Here is a 14,337-nt window from a genome sequence, read left to right on the forward strand (position 1 = left end):
CGCCTGTCCACGCTGGCCCGGTGTTGACCTTCGCCGAACGTGCCCGCGCCCGGCTGCGTGAGGAGGCCCTCGACGCCGCCGCGGCGCTGGTCGTCGCCGGGCGCTTCTCCATGCGGGACCTCGCGCAGCGGGTCGGGGTGAGCCGACAGACCCTCTACTCCGAGTTCGGCGACCGCCGCGGCGTGACCTCGGCGCTGGTCCTGCGGGCGACCGAGCGGTTCCTCGACGAGATCGAGCAGGCGCTGGCGGGGGAGTCCGACCTGCACGCGGCCTGGATGGCGGCGGTCGGCGCCGCGCTCCGCCGGGCGGAGGAGGACCCGCTGCTCAAGGCCCTGCTCACCGAAGGGGTCCTCGGCTCGGGCAGCGAGCCGATCGTGCGGGCGGCGACGGACCGCGCCGCCGCCTACCTGCGCAGATGGCCGGAGATCGACGAGGCGACGGCGCGGCTCGCCGCCGAGACCGCGGCCCGCCTCACCGTCAGCCACATCGTCCTGCCGCTCGGACCCGCCGACCGGGCCGCCCGGGACGTCGCCACGGTCGTCACCGCCGTCCTGACCTCGTGAGTGGCGATAGTCGCCATGGCGACTATCGCCACTCACGGGGGGTCAGCGGGTCAGGCGGGGGAGCAGGGCGGAGGCGATCGTGATCATGACCCCGGCCGCGACCACCAGGACCCCGAAGCACAGGCCCAGGCGAGCCGGTTCGCCGATCAGCAGGCCGCGCAGGGCCTCCACCTCGTACGACAGCGGGTTGACGTGGTTGATCACCTGCAGCCAGGTCGGCATCAGCTCCACCGGGTAGAGCGCGTTGGAGGCGAAGAACAGCGGCATCGTGATCGCCTGCCCGATGCCCATCAGCCGGTCCCGCGACAGCACGAGCCCCGCGATGGTGATCGACAGGCAGCAGAAGAACGCCGAGCCCAGCATCAGCGCGACGACCACGCCCAGCAGCTTCAGCGGGTTCGGTGTGATCCCCACGCCGAGGATCAGCGAGAGCAGCAGCACCACGACGGCCTGCGCCACCGCCCGTACCCCCGCCGCGAAGGCCTTCGCGGCCACCAGGGCGACCCTCGGCGTCGGCGTCACCAGCAGTTTGGCGAGGACGCCGGCGTCGCGCTCCCAGATGATCTGGATGCCGTAGAAGATCGCGATGAACAGCGCGGACTGGGCGAGGATGCCCGGCGCGAGGAAGTCCAGGTAGGGCGTGTTCCCGGTCGGGATCGCGTGGATCCGGGTGAAGACCTGGCCGAAGATGATCAGCCACAGCGCGGGCTGCACCGCGCGGGTGACGAGCTCGGTGCGGTCGTGGCGGAGCTTCTGCAGCTCCACCAGGCACATCGTGGCGATCCGCGACAGGGCGGTGCGGGTCAGGGCGAGCGGCCCCGGCTCCGTCTCAGCCCAGTCGGCCTGCGGTGCGGCGAGCGGCACGGACATCGCGCATCCCTCCCTTCTCGGCCTCGGCCAGGGTGTTGCCGGTGTAGTGCCGGAAGACGTCGTCGAGGCTGCCGACGCCCTCCTTCAGCTCGGCCGGAGTGCCGAGGGCCCGCACGCTCCCGCGGTGCATGAGCGCGATCCGCTCGCAGTGCTCGTCCGCCTCCTGCATGGCGTGCGTGGTGACCAGCACCGTCATGCCCGTCTCCTCGCGGGTGCGGGCGATCCGCTCCCACACGCCGTCGCGGGCCACCGGGTCCAGGCCGACGGTCGGCTCGTCGAGGATCAGCAGCTGCGGGGCGCTGACCAGCGCCTGCGCCAGCTCGAGGCGGCGCACCATCCCCCCGGAGTACGTCTTGACGGGACGGTCGGCGGCCTCCTCGAGATCCATCGCCGCGATCACGCTCTCCACCTGCTCGCGGCGCTGCCGGCGCGGCACGTCGTAGAGCCGGGCGAAGAGCATCACGTTCTCGCGTCCGGACAGCGTTCCGTCGGCCGAGAGCTGTTGCGGGACATAGCCGATCAGCCGGCGGACCTGGGTGCGCCGGCGCGCGACGTCGCGGCCGAGCACCGTCACCGTGTCCGGCGGGGCGGGCAGCAGCGTCGTGATGGTGCGGATCGTGGTGGTCTTGCCGGCGCCGTTGGGGCCCAGCAGGCCGAACACCTCGCCGCGCCGGACCTCGAGGTCCAACCCGTCGACGGCGACGGTCTCGCCGAACACCTGGCGCAGGCCCGCGCAGCGCACCGCGGGGTCGTCGGTCACGTCTCCTCCAGGGAGTCGAGCAAGCGGGACAGGGCGGGCAGTGCGGCGCCGACGGACGCGCGCTCCGCGTCCGTCAACGTGGCGAGGGCGGATCCGAGCAGGTCGTGACGGGCGGTGCGCCAGCGGGTGAGCCGCTCGACCGCGGGCGGGCCCAGGAACAGCCGGACCGCGCGCCGGTCGGTGGGGTCGGGCTCGCGGCGGAGGAGCCCGGCTTCGACCAGCTGGTTGACGAGCGTGCTCACCGAGTTCCCGGCCAGGTGCAGCGACCGCGCGGCGGCGGCCACCCCGATGCCGGGCTCCGCTTCGACGAGCTGGAGCAGCTCCAGCTGGGCGCCGCGCAGCGCCGGCAGTGCCAGCTCGGCCCGCAGCCGCCGGCGCAGCACCCGCCGGATCCCCGCGGCGACGTCGAGCGCTTCCTCGGCGGGAGTGAGGGTGGTGAGCATGCCGCGGACTATACCTCTGACACAGAGCTATGAGCGATGCTCACGAAACCGTCGCAGGCGTGCATTTCGGACTACCGGAAGTGCCGACTCGCGGGGGTGGGCTTCGAAACTTCCGCGAGTCGGCCTGCGGGCGGAGCCCGCCAATGAGCGGGGCGGGAGGCCGAATGTGACGTTCGCGCGCTACCCCGCGGCGGCTGCGGCGGCGATCTCGGCCACCCGGGTGCGGAGGACGGAGGCCTGGGCGGGGTCGGTGGCCGTCGCGATCAGGCGGGCGCCGTGGCCGGTGCCCTCGGTGAGCTCCCAGGTCACCCCGGCCACGGGAGCCAGGAGGGGGCGGACCCGATCGGCAGGGGCGGTGAGCTGGCGCTCGATGCGCACCCGGCCGCCGTCGAGCACGGGGGCGTCGAGATCGAACTCCCGAACGTACTCCTCGTGCCGCGCCACCATGTCGACCGGTCGGGCCGTCGAGCCCAGCGACTCCGCGAGGGCACCGACGCACGCCGACCAGCCCGTCGCGAAGCTCGCGGCGCCGTGATGGTCGGTGAAGGCGTGGTGCAGGACGAGGACCGTGCCCGGGCCGTCGGGTCGCACCTCCCAGCGGAGGTGGTCGTCGTCTCCCCAGGTGAAGGCGAGGACGTGCGGCGGTTCGAGGGCGGTGACCCGGCCGCGGGTGTCGCCGCCGTCGAAGAGGATCTCGCCGCCGTCGCGCAGGTCGATCTCGACGGTCGACGGGAACCACGCGGCGAGGTGCGCGGGTTCGGTGAGCGCGCGCCAGACCTTCTCCGGCGGGTGGGGGAGCGGGCGCTCCATCCGCAGTACGGTGCGGCCGCCGTCGGTGCCGATCGAGTCCGGGGTCATGCGTCCTCCATCCGGTCCAGCTCGCGCTCCAGGGCGTCGAGCCGGCGGGTCCAGAAGCGGCGGTAGGGGGCGAGCCAGTCGTCCAGCTCGGCGAGCGGCGCGGCCCGCAGCGCGTACCGGCGGCGCTGGGCGATCGCCTGCACCTCGACGAGCCCGGCCTCGCGCAGCACCCGCAGGTGCTTCGACGTGCCCGGCTGGCTCAGTCCGAGCTCGGCCGACAGCTCCCCGACCAGGCGCGGACGCTCGCGCAGCAGGTCCAGGATCCGCCGGCGGGCCGGCTCGGCGAGGACGGCGAACGGGGCGACCATGACCACACCATAGCTACTTGGTTATATAGCCGACAAGGTATCTAGCAGTGATCGCGTGGACCTGGCACGCTCCTCGCATGAGCGACGAGCAATGGTTCTTCTGCCTCAAGCACCACACGGTGGAAGGCGCGGACGGCTGCCGCGCCTCGGACCGCCTGGGCCCGTACCCGGACAAGGCGACGGCCGCCCGCGCCCTGGAGATCGCCAAGGAGCGCACCGAGGCGGAGGACGAGTCGGACCGCGAGTGGAACGAGCGGGGCTCCACGCGCTGACGGTCCGGTAGGGTCCCCGTTTGAGGCGACTGCATTGAGATGATGCGGAGCGGGGAGGCGTGGTGAGCGGGGACCAGCAGGTGGCGGTCGTGACCGGCGGGAGCCGGGGCATGGGCGCCGCGATCGTACGCGACCTGGCGGCCCGGGGGTTCCGGGTCGTCGTCGCGAGCCGCAAGCTCGGCGCCTGCGAGGCAGTGGCCGCCGAGATCAGGCGCGAGTTCGGCGTCGCGGCGATCGGTGTGGCCTGCCACGTCGGCCGCTGGGAGGACTGCGACGCGCTCATCGACCGGACCCTCGCCGAGTTCGGCCGGATCGACGTGCTGGTCAACAACGCGGGGATGTCGCCGCTGTACCCGTCGCTCGGCGAGGTCACCGAGGAGCTGTTCGACAAGGTGATCGGCGTGAACCTCAAGGGCCCGTTCCGCCTCGCGGTGCGCGCCGGCGAGGAGATGGCGCGCACGTACGGCGGCACGATCGTCAACGTCAGCAGCACGTCGGCGATCGAGCCGCACCGGGAGGAGATCCCGTACGCGGCGGCGAAGGCGGCGGTCAACACCCTGACCCAGGGCCTGGCCCGGGCGTTCGGCCCGACGGTGCGGGTCAACAGCATCATGCCCGGCATGTTCCGCACGGACATCGCCAAGGCGTGGACGGAGGAGACGATGACGCTCGTCGAACGGATCGCGCTCGGCCGGGTGGCCGAGGCGCCGGAGATCGTCGGCGCCGTGCGCTATCTGACCAGCCCGGACTCGTCCTACACCACCGGCGCCGTGATCAAGGTCGACGGCGGGCTGGTCTGGGCGCCGGCATGACGGCCACCCGGCCACGGCCCGCCACCGACCAGGCCGAGGGGCGCCCGGACACCCGCAGCCGGCTGCTCGACGCCGCGGAGGCCCTGTTCGCCGAACGCGGGTGCGAGACGGTGTCCCTGCGCGAGATCGGCCGCGCCGCCGGCGCGAAGAACGTGATCGCCGCCCAGTACTGGTTCACCGACCGGGACGGCCTGGTCACCGCGCTCATCGAGCGGCACGCGCCGGGCATCGCCGAGCGCCGGACCGCGCTGCTCGACGACTACGAGCGCGCCCTCGCCGACGGCACCGCGGGCGACGAGGCGGAGCGCCTGCACACCCTCGTCGGCGCCCTCGTCCGGCCCGAGGCCGACAAGCTCGACGACGGCACGAGCGGCGCGGGCTACCTGCGCACGGTGGCGGACATGCTGACCCGTCCCGAACCGTCGACCGCCTCCATCGGCATGGACGCCGAGAGCGGCAGCGTCTTCCGCTGGCGGGCCCTGATCAACCCCCTGCTCGACGCCGACGCCATCGAGCTGCACCGGCGCTTCCACGCGATCCGCTTCATGTTCGTCGAGCTGGCGCAGCGGACCCGGGCGCCCGGCCGCACCGACCATCGGCTGTTCGTGAGCCAGCTGGTCGACTCGATGACCGGCCTGCTGGGCGCGCGCAGCTCGGCGGAGACCCTGCGGCTGCGCGAACGCCGGTGACGCCGGTGGCCGATCTCGTGGACCTCGGTGCGCTGGCCGAATGGCTGCGCGGCCGGGGGATGCGCGGCGAGATCGGCGAGGTCCGGCCGCTGGCCGGCGGCACGCAGAACGTGGTGCTGCGCATCGAGATCGACGGCCGCCCGCTCGTGCTGCGCCGCCCGCCGGTGCACCCGCGGCCCTCCAGCAATCGGACGATCGCCCGCGAGATCACGGTCCTGCGCGGCCTCGCCGGCACGGACGTCCCGCACCCCCGCCTGGTCGCCGGCTGCGAGGAACCGGACGTCCTCGGCGTGGTCTTCTACCTGATGGAGCTGGTCGACGGGGTCAATCCCGGCGAGGAGACCAGCCCCGAGCAGCGTGCCGATCCGGCGCTGCGTCACGCCCAGGCGCTCGACGTGGCCCGGTCGCTGGCCCGCCTCGGCGCGGTCGATCCCGTCGCCGAGGGCTTCGGGAGCCTGCAGAAGCCGGGCAGCTTCCTGGGCAGGCAGGTACCCCAGTGGCTCCGGCAGCTCGAGGGCTACCGGGAGTTCCCGGAGTGGGAGCCGGGCGGGCTGCCGGACGTCGGGCCGGTCGCCGAGTGGCTGGAGGCGAACCGCCCGGCGGACGCCCCGCCCGGCGTGCTCCACGGCGACTACCACCTCAACAACGTGATGCTCGCCCGCGCCGAGCCGCGGGTCGCGGCCCTGGTCGACTTCGAGATGACGACGGTCGGCGATCCCCTCCTCGACCTCGGCTGGCTGATGGTCAGCTGGCCGGAGGAGCCCGAGGCGATGGACGTCGGCGGGCCCTTCGCGCGGCTCGGTGGCCTTCCGACCCGCACCGAGATGGTCGCGGCGTACGCGGCCGGCGGCGGGCGGGAACCCGTGCACCTCGACTGGTACACCGCACTGGCCGGCTTCAAGCTCGGGATCGTCCTGGAGGGGACGAACGCGCGGGCCTCGGCCGGTCAGGCACCGCGGGAGACCGGCGACGTGCTGCACGGCCACGCCGTCCGGCTGCTCACGGTGGCGGGCCGGATCGCCCGGGGGGACTGGTCGGTCACCGGGTAGGCCCGGCGCTCCGACCCGGCCGGCGCACACCCCGTGCTCGGGCGAGGGAGCGCGGGCGGGGTGACGCCGCCGCGGGATCCTCAGGCGCCCCCGAGCACCCGCACCGGCGCGCCGTCGAGGAACGCCCGCACGTCGTCCGCGACGTCGGAGAAGTAGCCGCCGTAGGACTCGCGGCTGGCGTACCCGGTGTGCGGGGCGAGCACGGTGTTCGGGGCGCGGCGCAGCGGATGGTCGAGCGGGAGGGGCTCCCGGTCGTACACGTCGAGGGCCGCGCCGCCGATCCGGCCCTCGGTCAGCGCCGCGAGCAGCGCCCGCTCGTCGACGATCGGGCCGCGTGAGGTGTTGACGACCAGCGCCGTGGGTTTCATGAGGGCGAGCTCGGCCGCCCCGACGGTGCCGACCGAGCGCTCGGACAGCACGAGGTGCACCGAGAACACGTCCGCGGTCGAGAAGAACTCGCCGTGCTCGAGCCGGGTCACGCCCACCTCGGCCGCGCGCTCGTCGGTCAGGTTGCGGCTCCAGGCCGTGATCCGCATGCCGAGCGCGGTCGCCACGGGCACCATCGCCGCGCCGAGCCGGCCCAGCCCGACCAGGCCGAGGGTCTTGCCGGCCAGCACGGTCCCGAGGCCGAGCTGCCAGCCGCCGGCCCGGATCGCCGCGTCCTGCGCGGGGATGTTGCGGGCCAGGGCGAGCAGCAGCGCCCAGGTGTGCTCGTTCGTGGAGGAGACGCCCGCGGAACTGTCGGTGCCGCACACCGTGATCCCGGCGGCCACGGCGGCCGGGACGTCGATGGACGCGTTGCGCATGCCCGTGGTGATCAGCAGCCGGAGGTCCGGCAGCCGTTGCAGCACCGCGGCGGGGAAGGGCGTGCGCTCCCGCATGGCGACGACGGCGTCGAACCCCGCGAGCCGGGCCACCAGCTGCCCCGGATCGCTCAGGTGGTCGGCGAAGGCGACGGCCTCCACGCCGGCGGGCAGGGGGCAGAGGCCGAGCGCGACCTGCTGGTAGTCGTCCAGGAACGCGATCCTCATACGGCTTCGAACTCCTTCAGAATGTCGGCGCTGAACAGCACGAACCGGGCGAGCTCGACCTTCGCGCCCGCCTCGCGCACCGTGGTGACGGCGATCCGCGCGGCGTCGTCGAGCGGCCACCCGTAGACGCCGGCGGACACCGCCGGGAACGCCACGGTGCGCGCGCCGAGCTCGTCCGCCACGCGGAGCGACTCGCGGTAGGCCGACGCCAGCAGGGCCGAGCGGTCGTCCTTCTTCGCGTACACCGGCCCGACGGTGTGGATCACCCACCGGGCCGGCAGGTCCCCCGCGGTGGTGGCCACGGCCTGCCCGGTCGGCAGCCCGTCCGGATAACGGGTGCGGCGCAGCTCCCGGCACTCGGCGAGGATCGCCGGCCCGCCGGCGCGGTGGATCGCGCCGTCGACGCCCCCGCCGCCGAGCAGGCCGGAGTTCGCCGCGTTGACGATCGCGTCGACCTCCTGCTCGGTGATGTCGCCCCGGACCAGCTCGATGCGGGTCATGCCTCACCTCTCAGCTTCTGCAGCAGCGGAATGGCCGCGATCTTCTCCTCGGTCAGCGAGGCCCACAGGATCTCGCCGGTGGGCCGCTCGCCGCGCGCGGCCCGGCAGTCGATCACCCGCTCCGGGGTGACGATCAGGTCCACCGGGATGTCGTGCGCCGCGCGGGGGATCACGCCGGCCGGGCGGACCTGCAGCTCGTGCACGGTGGTGACCACGACCGTGGCCGCCGAGATCAGCCCGGCCGCCCCGGCCAGCGCGAACTCGAGATCGGCGAACCCGCCGCCCTTGCCCAGCCGCGCCCCGTCCTCCCCGGCCGCGACACACCCCGTGACCACCAGGTCGACGGGATCCAGCTCGGCGACCGACACCCGGCGGGCGTTGCGCGTGGCGTGCTTGATGGAGACGGCCTTGCGCGGCGGATCGGCGAGGTCCTCCGGATCGAGCAGGAAGAAGGGATCGACCTCGGCCAGCTTGGGGACGGCCATGTACAGCGTCTTCCCGTCCTCGAGCGCGCGCTGGCGGACCGGGAGCTGCGCCGAGTCGGGATTGGACTTGATCGCCCGCGCCGCCGCCCACTCCGGCAGCCCGCGCAGCCGCTCGGCGGCCTTCTCGGCGCCGGTGAAGTTCGAGATCCGGTGCCGGGCGCCGGGGAACCGCGCGACCTTGGCCTCGGTGAGCGCATCCCATACCTCGGTGCGCAGCGCGGACTTGGCCTCGAGCACGGCGGGATCGCCGCCGGCATCGCGGTCGTGGGCGCGGGGGGTGCGGGGCATGTGACGACCCTACGACCCACCACCGACACAAATCCGCCCGTGAGCGTGGAACAGTGCGGGGGCACCGTTCCACGCTCACAGAGGGTCTCGCCGATGCCGGAGTTCTCGCACAGTGCGCACTGGGGTGCGTTCCGCGCCCGGTGGGAGGGCGACACGCTGCAGGTCCTGCCGCATCCCGCGGACCCGAACCCGTCGCCGGTGCTGCAGAACATCCCGTCCGCGCTGCGGAACCGTGCCCGCGTGGCGGCGCCCGCGGTGCGGCGGTCCTGGTGGGAGGGCGGTCCGGGCCCGCGCGACCGGGGTCGCGACGAGGAGTTCCTCGAGGTCGGCTGGGACGAGGTGCTCGACCGGCTCGCGGCCGAGGTGCGCCGGGTGCACGCCGGCCACGGCCCCGCGGCCGTCTACGGCGGCTCGTACGGCTGGGCCTCGGCGGGCCGCTTCCACCACGCCCAGGGCCAGATCCACCGGTTCCTCTCGATGTCCGGCGGCTACACCCAGTCCGTCAACACCTACTCCGGCGGCGCCGCCGAGGTGCTGCTGCCGCACGTCCTCGGGCCGTTCGAACCGGTGACCCGCTCCGTCGTGACCTGGGACCAGGTGGCCGCGCACACGGACACCGTCCTCGCGTTCGGCGGGATGGCGCTCAAGAACTCGACGGTCGGCTCGGGCGGGGTCAGCCGGCACGTCGAGCGGGGCGCGATGGGCGCCGCGCACCGCCGCGGAGCCCGGTTCGTGCTGGTCAGCCCGCTGCGGCCGGACCTCCCGCCGGAGGTCGACGCGCGGTGGCTGGCCCCGGAACCCGGCACGGACGCGGCGTTGATGATCGGCCTCGCGCACACGCTGGTGGCCGAGGACCTGCACGACCGCGCCTTCCTGGCGCGGCACTGCGCCGGCTGGGAGACCTACGCCGCCACCCTGCGGGACGCCGACTGGGCGGCCGGGATCTGCGGCATCCCCGCGGACGAGATCCGCGCCCTGGCCCGGCGGCTCGCGGCCGGCCGCACCCTGATCACGGTCTCGCAGTCGCTGCAGCGCGCCGAGCACGGGGAACAGCCGGTGTGGGCGGGGCTGGCGCTGGCCGCGATGCTCGGCCAGATCGGGCTGCCCGGCGGCGGCTTCGTCTACGGCCTCGGCTCGCTGGCCCAGTACGGCCGCGTGCCGAACGCCGTCCCCGTCCCGACCCTGGCGCGGCGTCCCAACCCGATCCGCAGCTACATCCCCGTCGCGCGGGTGGCGGACATGCTGCTGAACCCCGGTGCGCTCTACCAGTACAACGGTGAGGACCACGTCTACCCGGACGTCCGGCTGGTCTGGTGGTGCGGCGGCAACCCGTTCCACCACCATCAGGACCTCACGCGGCTGCGGCGGGCCTTCGGCCGGCCCGACACCGTGGTCGTCCACGAGTCGGTGTGGACGGCCACGGCGCGCCACGCCGACGTCGTCCTCCCGGCGACGACCACGCTGGAACGCGAGGACATCGGCGCCGCCGGCACGGACTCGCTGATCGTCGCGATGAAGCCGGTCGCGGCGCCGTTCGGGCAGGCCCGGGACGATCACGCGATCTTCGCCGCGCTCGCCGGCCGGCTCGGTTTCGGGGAGCGCTTCACCGAGGGCCGCACGCCCCGCGAGTGGCTCGAGCACCTCTGGGACCGCACCCGCAAGGGCCTGGCGGACAAGGGCTTCCCGGCGCCGGACTTCGACGAGTTCTGGGCGGCGGGGGAGCTCCTGCTCCCGCCCGGCCCGGACGACGGCGGCATGCTCGCCGCCTTCCGCAACGGCGGGAGACCGCTCTACACCGAGAGCGGGAAGATCCAGATCGCGTCCGAGGAGATCGCCTCCTACGGCTACGACGACTGCCCCGGGCACCCCGCCTGGATCCCGCCGACCGAGCCGCCCACGCGCGAGCACCCGCTGTGGCTGGTGTCCAACCAGCCCGCCACCCGGCTGCACAGCCAGCTCGACTTCGGCGCCACCAGCGCGGAGGCCAAGGTGGACGGACGCGAGGTGATGCGCATCCACCCGTCCGACGCGAGGGTCCGGGGGATCACGGACGGCGACGTGGTGCGCCTGCACAACGCGCGCGGCGCCTGCCTGGCCGCGGCCCGGGTGACGGACGAGATCCGGGCCGGGGTGGTGCAATTGCCCACCGGCGCCTGGTACACGCCACTGTCCGACGAGGACCCGACCTGTGTGCACGGCAACCCCAACGTCCTCACCCGGGACGTCGGCAGCTCGCGGTTGGCCCAGGGCTGCACGGGCCAGCTGACGACGGTGCAGGTCAGCCGGTACGAGGGCGCACCACCACCGGTCGACGCCCACCGCCCCCCGAGGATCGTCCCCGCCGCCGACGCCCGCCCCGAGTGAGCGAACGGCGCTCTCGCTCATACCTAGTGAGCGAGCGGCCCCCTCGCTCACCGGGTGCGAAGGCGTGGTCCCCCGCGGGATGCGGGCGCGGTCCCCGCGGGTTTCGTGAGCGAACGGCGCTCTCGTTCACATCTGGTGAGCGAGCGGCCCGTTCGCTCATCGGGAGCGTGCCCCACCCGCCGCCGGGATGCAGCCGGCGGCGGGTGGGCATCCGGCGGGCTCGGGGACGGTGCCGCGGCCCCGCCGGGTCACAACTCGGGGGCGGGCAACTCGTCCCGTCCGTCCCCTGACGCCGGAGTACCGCGAGGTGCCGGGCGTTAACCGACAGTCACCCGTTCAGCCGCATCGCTTCCGCTCAGCGGAGGGCCGGGCGCGACCAACGGTCGCGCCTTCTCGTGCTCCTGCAGCGTGGGCCCGGCTATCGGCGCGGCGCGGAGCGGGCTCCGGGTCCGGCTCAGTGGTCGCGGAGGGCCGCGATCAGCTCGTCCTTCGACATGTCCGAGCGGCCCTCGATCCCGATCTTCCGCGCCCGCTCGTACAGCTCGTCCCTGGTCATGTCGTCGTAGGAGCCGGCGCGGCCGCCGCGCGCGGACACCGTCCCCGCGCCCTCGGCGGCGGAGGCGTTGGCGATCCGGGCGGCCTTCTCCTTCGAGCCGCCCTCGTCGCGGATCTTCTCGTAGACCTTCTCGTTCTTGATGCTCGGATTCGGCATGACCTGCGGATACCCCGCCGGGCGCCGGTCATGCGAGCAGCGCGGTCAACCGCTCGAGGAAGGGCACCTGGCCCTTGACGAGCTTCTCCCGCGCCGCGTCGAGGCCGAACCACTCCGCCTTGTCGATCTCGGGGAAGCGCAGCCGCCGGCCCGAGTTGCGGGGCCACTCGATCTCGACCCAGGTCTCGTCGTCCGGCCGGCCGGCGACCGCCGCCACGTCCGCGTCGGGCACGTCCCCGGCCAGGGCGAACCCGAGGACGGTCTTGCGGCGCCCGGACTGGACCACCGAGCCGAGCTCGCGCAGCTCGCCCGCGGGCACGGCGATGCCGAGCTCCTCGGTGAACTCGCGGCGCGCCGCCGTGACCGGGTCCTCGCCCTCGTCGAGCTCGCCCTTCGGGATGGACCACGCCGCGGCGTCCTTGCGCGACCAGAACGGCCCGCCCATGTGCCCGAGCAGCACCTCCACAGCGCCCTCGCGCTCCCGGTGGAGCAGGATCCCGGCACTCGTCAGCACGGCGCGTCCTCGCAGGTCAGGGGGGCGTGGGCACTTTCGCCCCCGAGGGGCGGCGGAGCCCGCAGGTCAGTGGATGTGGCGTTGCCAGTCGCCGGGGACCCGCTCCTCGGGGCCGGGGACGGTCTGGTCCTCCGGGCGCGAGGTCGGCGGGGCGAGCTCGGGGCCCGAGGCACCCACGCCGTGCTCGTAGTCCCAGAACCAGTCCTCGCCCGGCTCGAAGCTCTGGACGACCGCGTGCCCGGTGGCACCGAAGTGCGCCGTGGCGTGCTGGCCGGGGGAGGAGTCGCAGCAGCCGACGTGCCCGCAGGTGGCGCACCGGCGCAGGTGCACCCACCAGCCGCCGGCCGCGTCGCACTCCACGCAGCCCGCGCCCGACGGCGGGACCGAGGGATCGATGGTCACGAGTCCTCCTGATGCTCGAACGGCAGGCGCACCTGGAAGCGGGTGTTCCCCGGCTCGGACAGCACCCGCAGGTCGCCGTGGTGGCGGTTGACGACGATCCGCCACGAGATGTCCAGGCCGAGCCCGGTGCCCTCGCCGACCGCCTTCGTGGTGAAGAAGGGCTCGAAGATGCGGCTGCGGATCTCGGCGGGGATGCCCGGGCCGGTGTCCGCGATCTCGACGAGCAGGCTGTCGCCGTCGCGCGCGGTGCGGACGGTCAGCGTGCCGTGGCCCGCCATGGCCTGGACGGCGTTGTCGATCATGTTGGTCCACACCTGGTTGAGCTCGGCGGCGTAGACACCGATCTTCGGCAGCGTCCGGTCGAAGTCCTTGACCAGGGTGATGCCGTCGCCGAACTTGTTGTGCAGCATGATGATCGTGGACTTGAGCAGCTCGTGCACGTCGACCGTCTGGAAGGGTGCCCGGTCCATCTGCGAGTACTGCTTGGCCGCGCCGACCAGCGTGGACACCCGTGTGGTCGAGTCCGCGATCTCGTTCATCAACAGCTCGGTCTCGACGGTGTAGTTCAGCCAGCGGACCGCACCCTCGAGCACGGCCGCGGGCACGCTCTCCTTGACCCGGGTGAGCCACTCGACGTCGATCCCCGCGGCCACGAAGTTCGGCGCGATGTCCCAGCCGCCGTCGATGCCCTGCCCGTCGAGCCAGTCGCCGACGGCGTCCTCGGCGTCCCCGGTCTCCAGCGGGGAGAGCTCCGGTGCCTTCCCGACCCGGTCGGCCGCGTCCTCCTGCAGGCGCACCAGCGTCTCCAGGTCCACCCGGTCGTACGGGCCGGCCGCGATCATGCCGAGCTTGCTGCGCATCCCGGCGACGCGTTCGCGCAGCGTGGCGGTGGCGCGGACCGCGGCCGCCGCCGGGTTGTTGAGCTCGTGGGTGAGCCCGGCCGACAGCGACCCGAGGGCGAGCAGGCGCTCGCGCTGGCTGACGGCCTGCTGGGTGTTCTGGATGCCGAAGAACAGCCCTTCGAGCAGGTGCAGCGCCATCGGGAACCACTCGCGCATCAGCAGGGAGAGCTTGTCCGCGTCGAGCACGTAGAAGCGCGACGGCGCGGTGACCCGCAGCGAGTTGTTGTAGACCTGCGGCACCCGGTCGCCCAGGTAGGCGTGCCAGGCCCCCGCGTAGACGCCGGGCTGGGAGGTCCGCTCGACCTCGACGTCCTCCTCGCCGGACCGGCGGCTGAGCACCACCGTGCCGCTGACGAGCACGTAGAAGCAGGTCGCGGTGTCGCCCTCGCGGTACACCGTGCCGGGTTCGAACGTCTCCATGTCGCCCTGCTCGCACAGCGCCGCGAGCTGGTCGTCGTCGAGCTTCTCGAAGAGGAAGAGGCTCTTGAGCTCCTCGGGATCGCAGACCGTCATCG

Annotated in this window: 18 protein-coding genes; 6 read left to right on the plus strand and 12 right to left on the minus strand. The window is 73.6% G+C overall.

The window, feature by feature from the left end; genetic code table 11:
• The first annotated feature begins 20 nt into the window (after positions 1–20).
• Complete coding sequence (locus ABD324_RS20075) at positions 21–563, plus strand: TetR family transcriptional regulator (protein ID WP_344419111.1); 543 nt, start codon at positions 21–23, stop codon at positions 561–563.
• 42 nt (positions 564–605) lie between these two features.
• Here the strand turns inward: ABD324_RS20075 and ABD324_RS20080 are convergent, their stop codons facing one another.
• The 5 genes from ABD324_RS20080 to ABD324_RS20100 form a co-directional block, all read right to left on the minus strand.
• A complete protein-coding gene (locus ABD324_RS20080) occupies positions 606–1,433 on the minus strand; it encodes an ABC transporter permease (protein ID WP_344419114.1) in 828 nt (275 codons plus the stop codon).
• Positions 1,393–2,193 carry an ABC transporter ATP-binding protein gene (locus ABD324_RS20085; protein WP_344419117.1) on the minus strand — a complete coding sequence of 267 codons (801 nt, stop codon included), beginning with the start codon at positions 2,191–2,193 and terminating at the stop codon, positions 1,393–1,395. Before ABD324_RS20085 ends, ABD324_RS20080 begins: the two co-directional genes overlap by 41 nt.
• Entirely contained in the window at positions 2,190–2,636 is a 447-nt protein-coding gene (locus ABD324_RS20090; RefSeq protein WP_344419121.1) for a MarR family winged helix-turn-helix transcriptional regulator, read from the minus strand. The genes ABD324_RS20085 and ABD324_RS20090 overlap by 4 nt, the downstream gene beginning before the upstream one ends.
• A gap of 180 nt (positions 2,637–2,816) precedes the next feature.
• Positions 2,817–3,494 carry an SRPBCC family protein gene (locus ABD324_RS20095; RefSeq protein ID WP_344419124.1) on the minus strand — a complete coding sequence of 226 codons (678 nt, stop codon included), beginning with the start codon at positions 3,492–3,494 and terminating at the stop codon, positions 2,817–2,819.
• Complete coding sequence (locus ABD324_RS20100; RefSeq protein WP_344419126.1) at positions 3,491–3,802, minus strand: ArsR/SmtB family transcription factor; 312 nt, start codon at positions 3,800–3,802, stop codon at positions 3,491–3,493. The genes ABD324_RS20095 and ABD324_RS20100 overlap by 4 nt, the downstream gene beginning before the upstream one ends.
• Before the next feature lie 77 nt (positions 3,803–3,879).
• Here ABD324_RS20100 and ABD324_RS20105 point away from each other — a divergent pair, with 77 nt between their 5' ends.
• From ABD324_RS20105 to ABD324_RS20120, 4 genes are all read left to right on the plus strand, one after another.
• Complete coding sequence (locus ABD324_RS20105) at positions 3,880–4,074, plus strand: hypothetical protein (RefSeq protein WP_344419128.1); 195 nt, start codon at positions 3,880–3,882, stop codon at positions 4,072–4,074.
• A 62-nt stretch (positions 4,075–4,136) separates the two neighbouring features.
• Complete coding sequence (locus ABD324_RS20110) at positions 4,137–4,886, plus strand: SDR family NAD(P)-dependent oxidoreductase (RefSeq protein ID WP_344419131.1); 750 nt, start codon at positions 4,137–4,139, stop codon at positions 4,884–4,886.
• Complete coding sequence (locus ABD324_RS20115) at positions 4,883–5,575, plus strand: TetR/AcrR family transcriptional regulator (protein WP_344419134.1); 693 nt, start codon at positions 4,883–4,885, stop codon at positions 5,573–5,575. Before ABD324_RS20110 ends, ABD324_RS20115 begins: the two co-directional genes overlap by 4 nt.
• Before the next feature lie 5 nt (positions 5,576–5,580).
• Positions 5,581–6,624 carry a phosphotransferase family protein gene (locus ABD324_RS20120; protein ID WP_344419136.1) on the plus strand — a complete coding sequence of 348 codons (1,044 nt, stop codon included), beginning with the start codon at positions 5,581–5,583 and terminating at the stop codon, positions 6,622–6,624.
• 80 nt (positions 6,625–6,704) lie between these two features.
• On the opposite strand, the gene ABD324_RS20125 is transcribed toward ABD324_RS20120, so the two are convergent.
• Genes ABD324_RS20125 through ABD324_RS20135 form a run of 3 tightly spaced genes read right to left on the minus strand, consistent with a single transcriptional unit; the run spans position 6,705 to position 8,928 of the window.
• Complete coding sequence (locus ABD324_RS20125) at positions 6,705–7,655, minus strand: D-2-hydroxyacid dehydrogenase family protein (protein ID WP_344419138.1); 951 nt, start codon at positions 7,653–7,655, stop codon at positions 6,705–6,707.
• Positions 7,652–8,155 carry an O-acetyl-ADP-ribose deacetylase gene (locus tag ABD324_RS20130; RefSeq protein WP_344419141.1) on the minus strand — a complete coding sequence of 168 codons (504 nt, stop codon included), beginning with the start codon at positions 8,153–8,155 and terminating at the stop codon, positions 7,652–7,654. Before ABD324_RS20130 ends, ABD324_RS20125 begins: the two co-directional genes overlap by 4 nt.
• Complete coding sequence (locus tag ABD324_RS20135) at positions 8,152–8,928, minus strand: 5-formyltetrahydrofolate cyclo-ligase (protein ID WP_344419144.1); 777 nt, start codon at positions 8,926–8,928, stop codon at positions 8,152–8,154. Before ABD324_RS20135 ends, ABD324_RS20130 begins: the two co-directional genes overlap by 4 nt.
• Positions 8,929–9,021: 93 nt before the next feature.
• Between ABD324_RS20135 and ABD324_RS20140 the strand changes: the two genes are divergently transcribed.
• Positions 9,022–11,292 carry a molybdopterin-dependent oxidoreductase gene (locus ABD324_RS20140; RefSeq protein ID WP_344419147.1) on the plus strand — a complete coding sequence of 757 codons (2,271 nt, stop codon included), beginning with the start codon at positions 9,022–9,024 and terminating at the stop codon, positions 11,290–11,292.
• A 454-nt stretch (positions 11,293–11,746) separates the two neighbouring features.
• On the opposite strand, the gene ABD324_RS20145 is transcribed toward ABD324_RS20140, so the two are convergent.
• The 4 genes from ABD324_RS20145 to ABD324_RS20160 form a co-directional block, all read right to left on the minus strand.
• A complete protein-coding gene (locus tag ABD324_RS20145) occupies positions 11,747–12,004 on the minus strand; it encodes a DUF7218 family protein (RefSeq protein ID WP_344419150.1) in 258 nt (85 codons plus the stop codon).
• Positions 12,005–12,032: 28 nt separating this feature from the next.
• Complete coding sequence (locus tag ABD324_RS20150; protein ID WP_344419416.1) at positions 12,033–12,515, minus strand: NUDIX hydrolase; 483 nt, start codon at positions 12,513–12,515, stop codon at positions 12,033–12,035.
• 69 nt (positions 12,516–12,584) lie between these two features.
• On the minus strand, positions 12,585–12,920 hold the full coding sequence (locus ABD324_RS20155) for a UBP-type zinc finger domain-containing protein (RefSeq protein ID WP_344419153.1): 336 nt from the start codon (positions 12,918–12,920) through the stop codon (positions 12,585–12,587).
• Positions 12,917–14,335, minus strand: a complete 1,419-nt coding sequence (locus ABD324_RS20160; RefSeq protein WP_344419156.1) for an ATP-binding protein — start codon at positions 14,333–14,335, stop codon at positions 12,917–12,919. The genes ABD324_RS20155 and ABD324_RS20160 overlap by 4 nt, the downstream gene beginning before the upstream one ends.
• Between the last annotated feature and the right edge of the window lie 2 nt (positions 14,336–14,337).

This window comes from Pseudonocardia ailaonensis (assembly GCF_039531635.1).
Taxonomy (GTDB): Bacteria; Actinomycetota; Actinomycetes; order Mycobacteriales; family Pseudonocardiaceae; genus Pseudonocardia; species Pseudonocardia ailaonensis.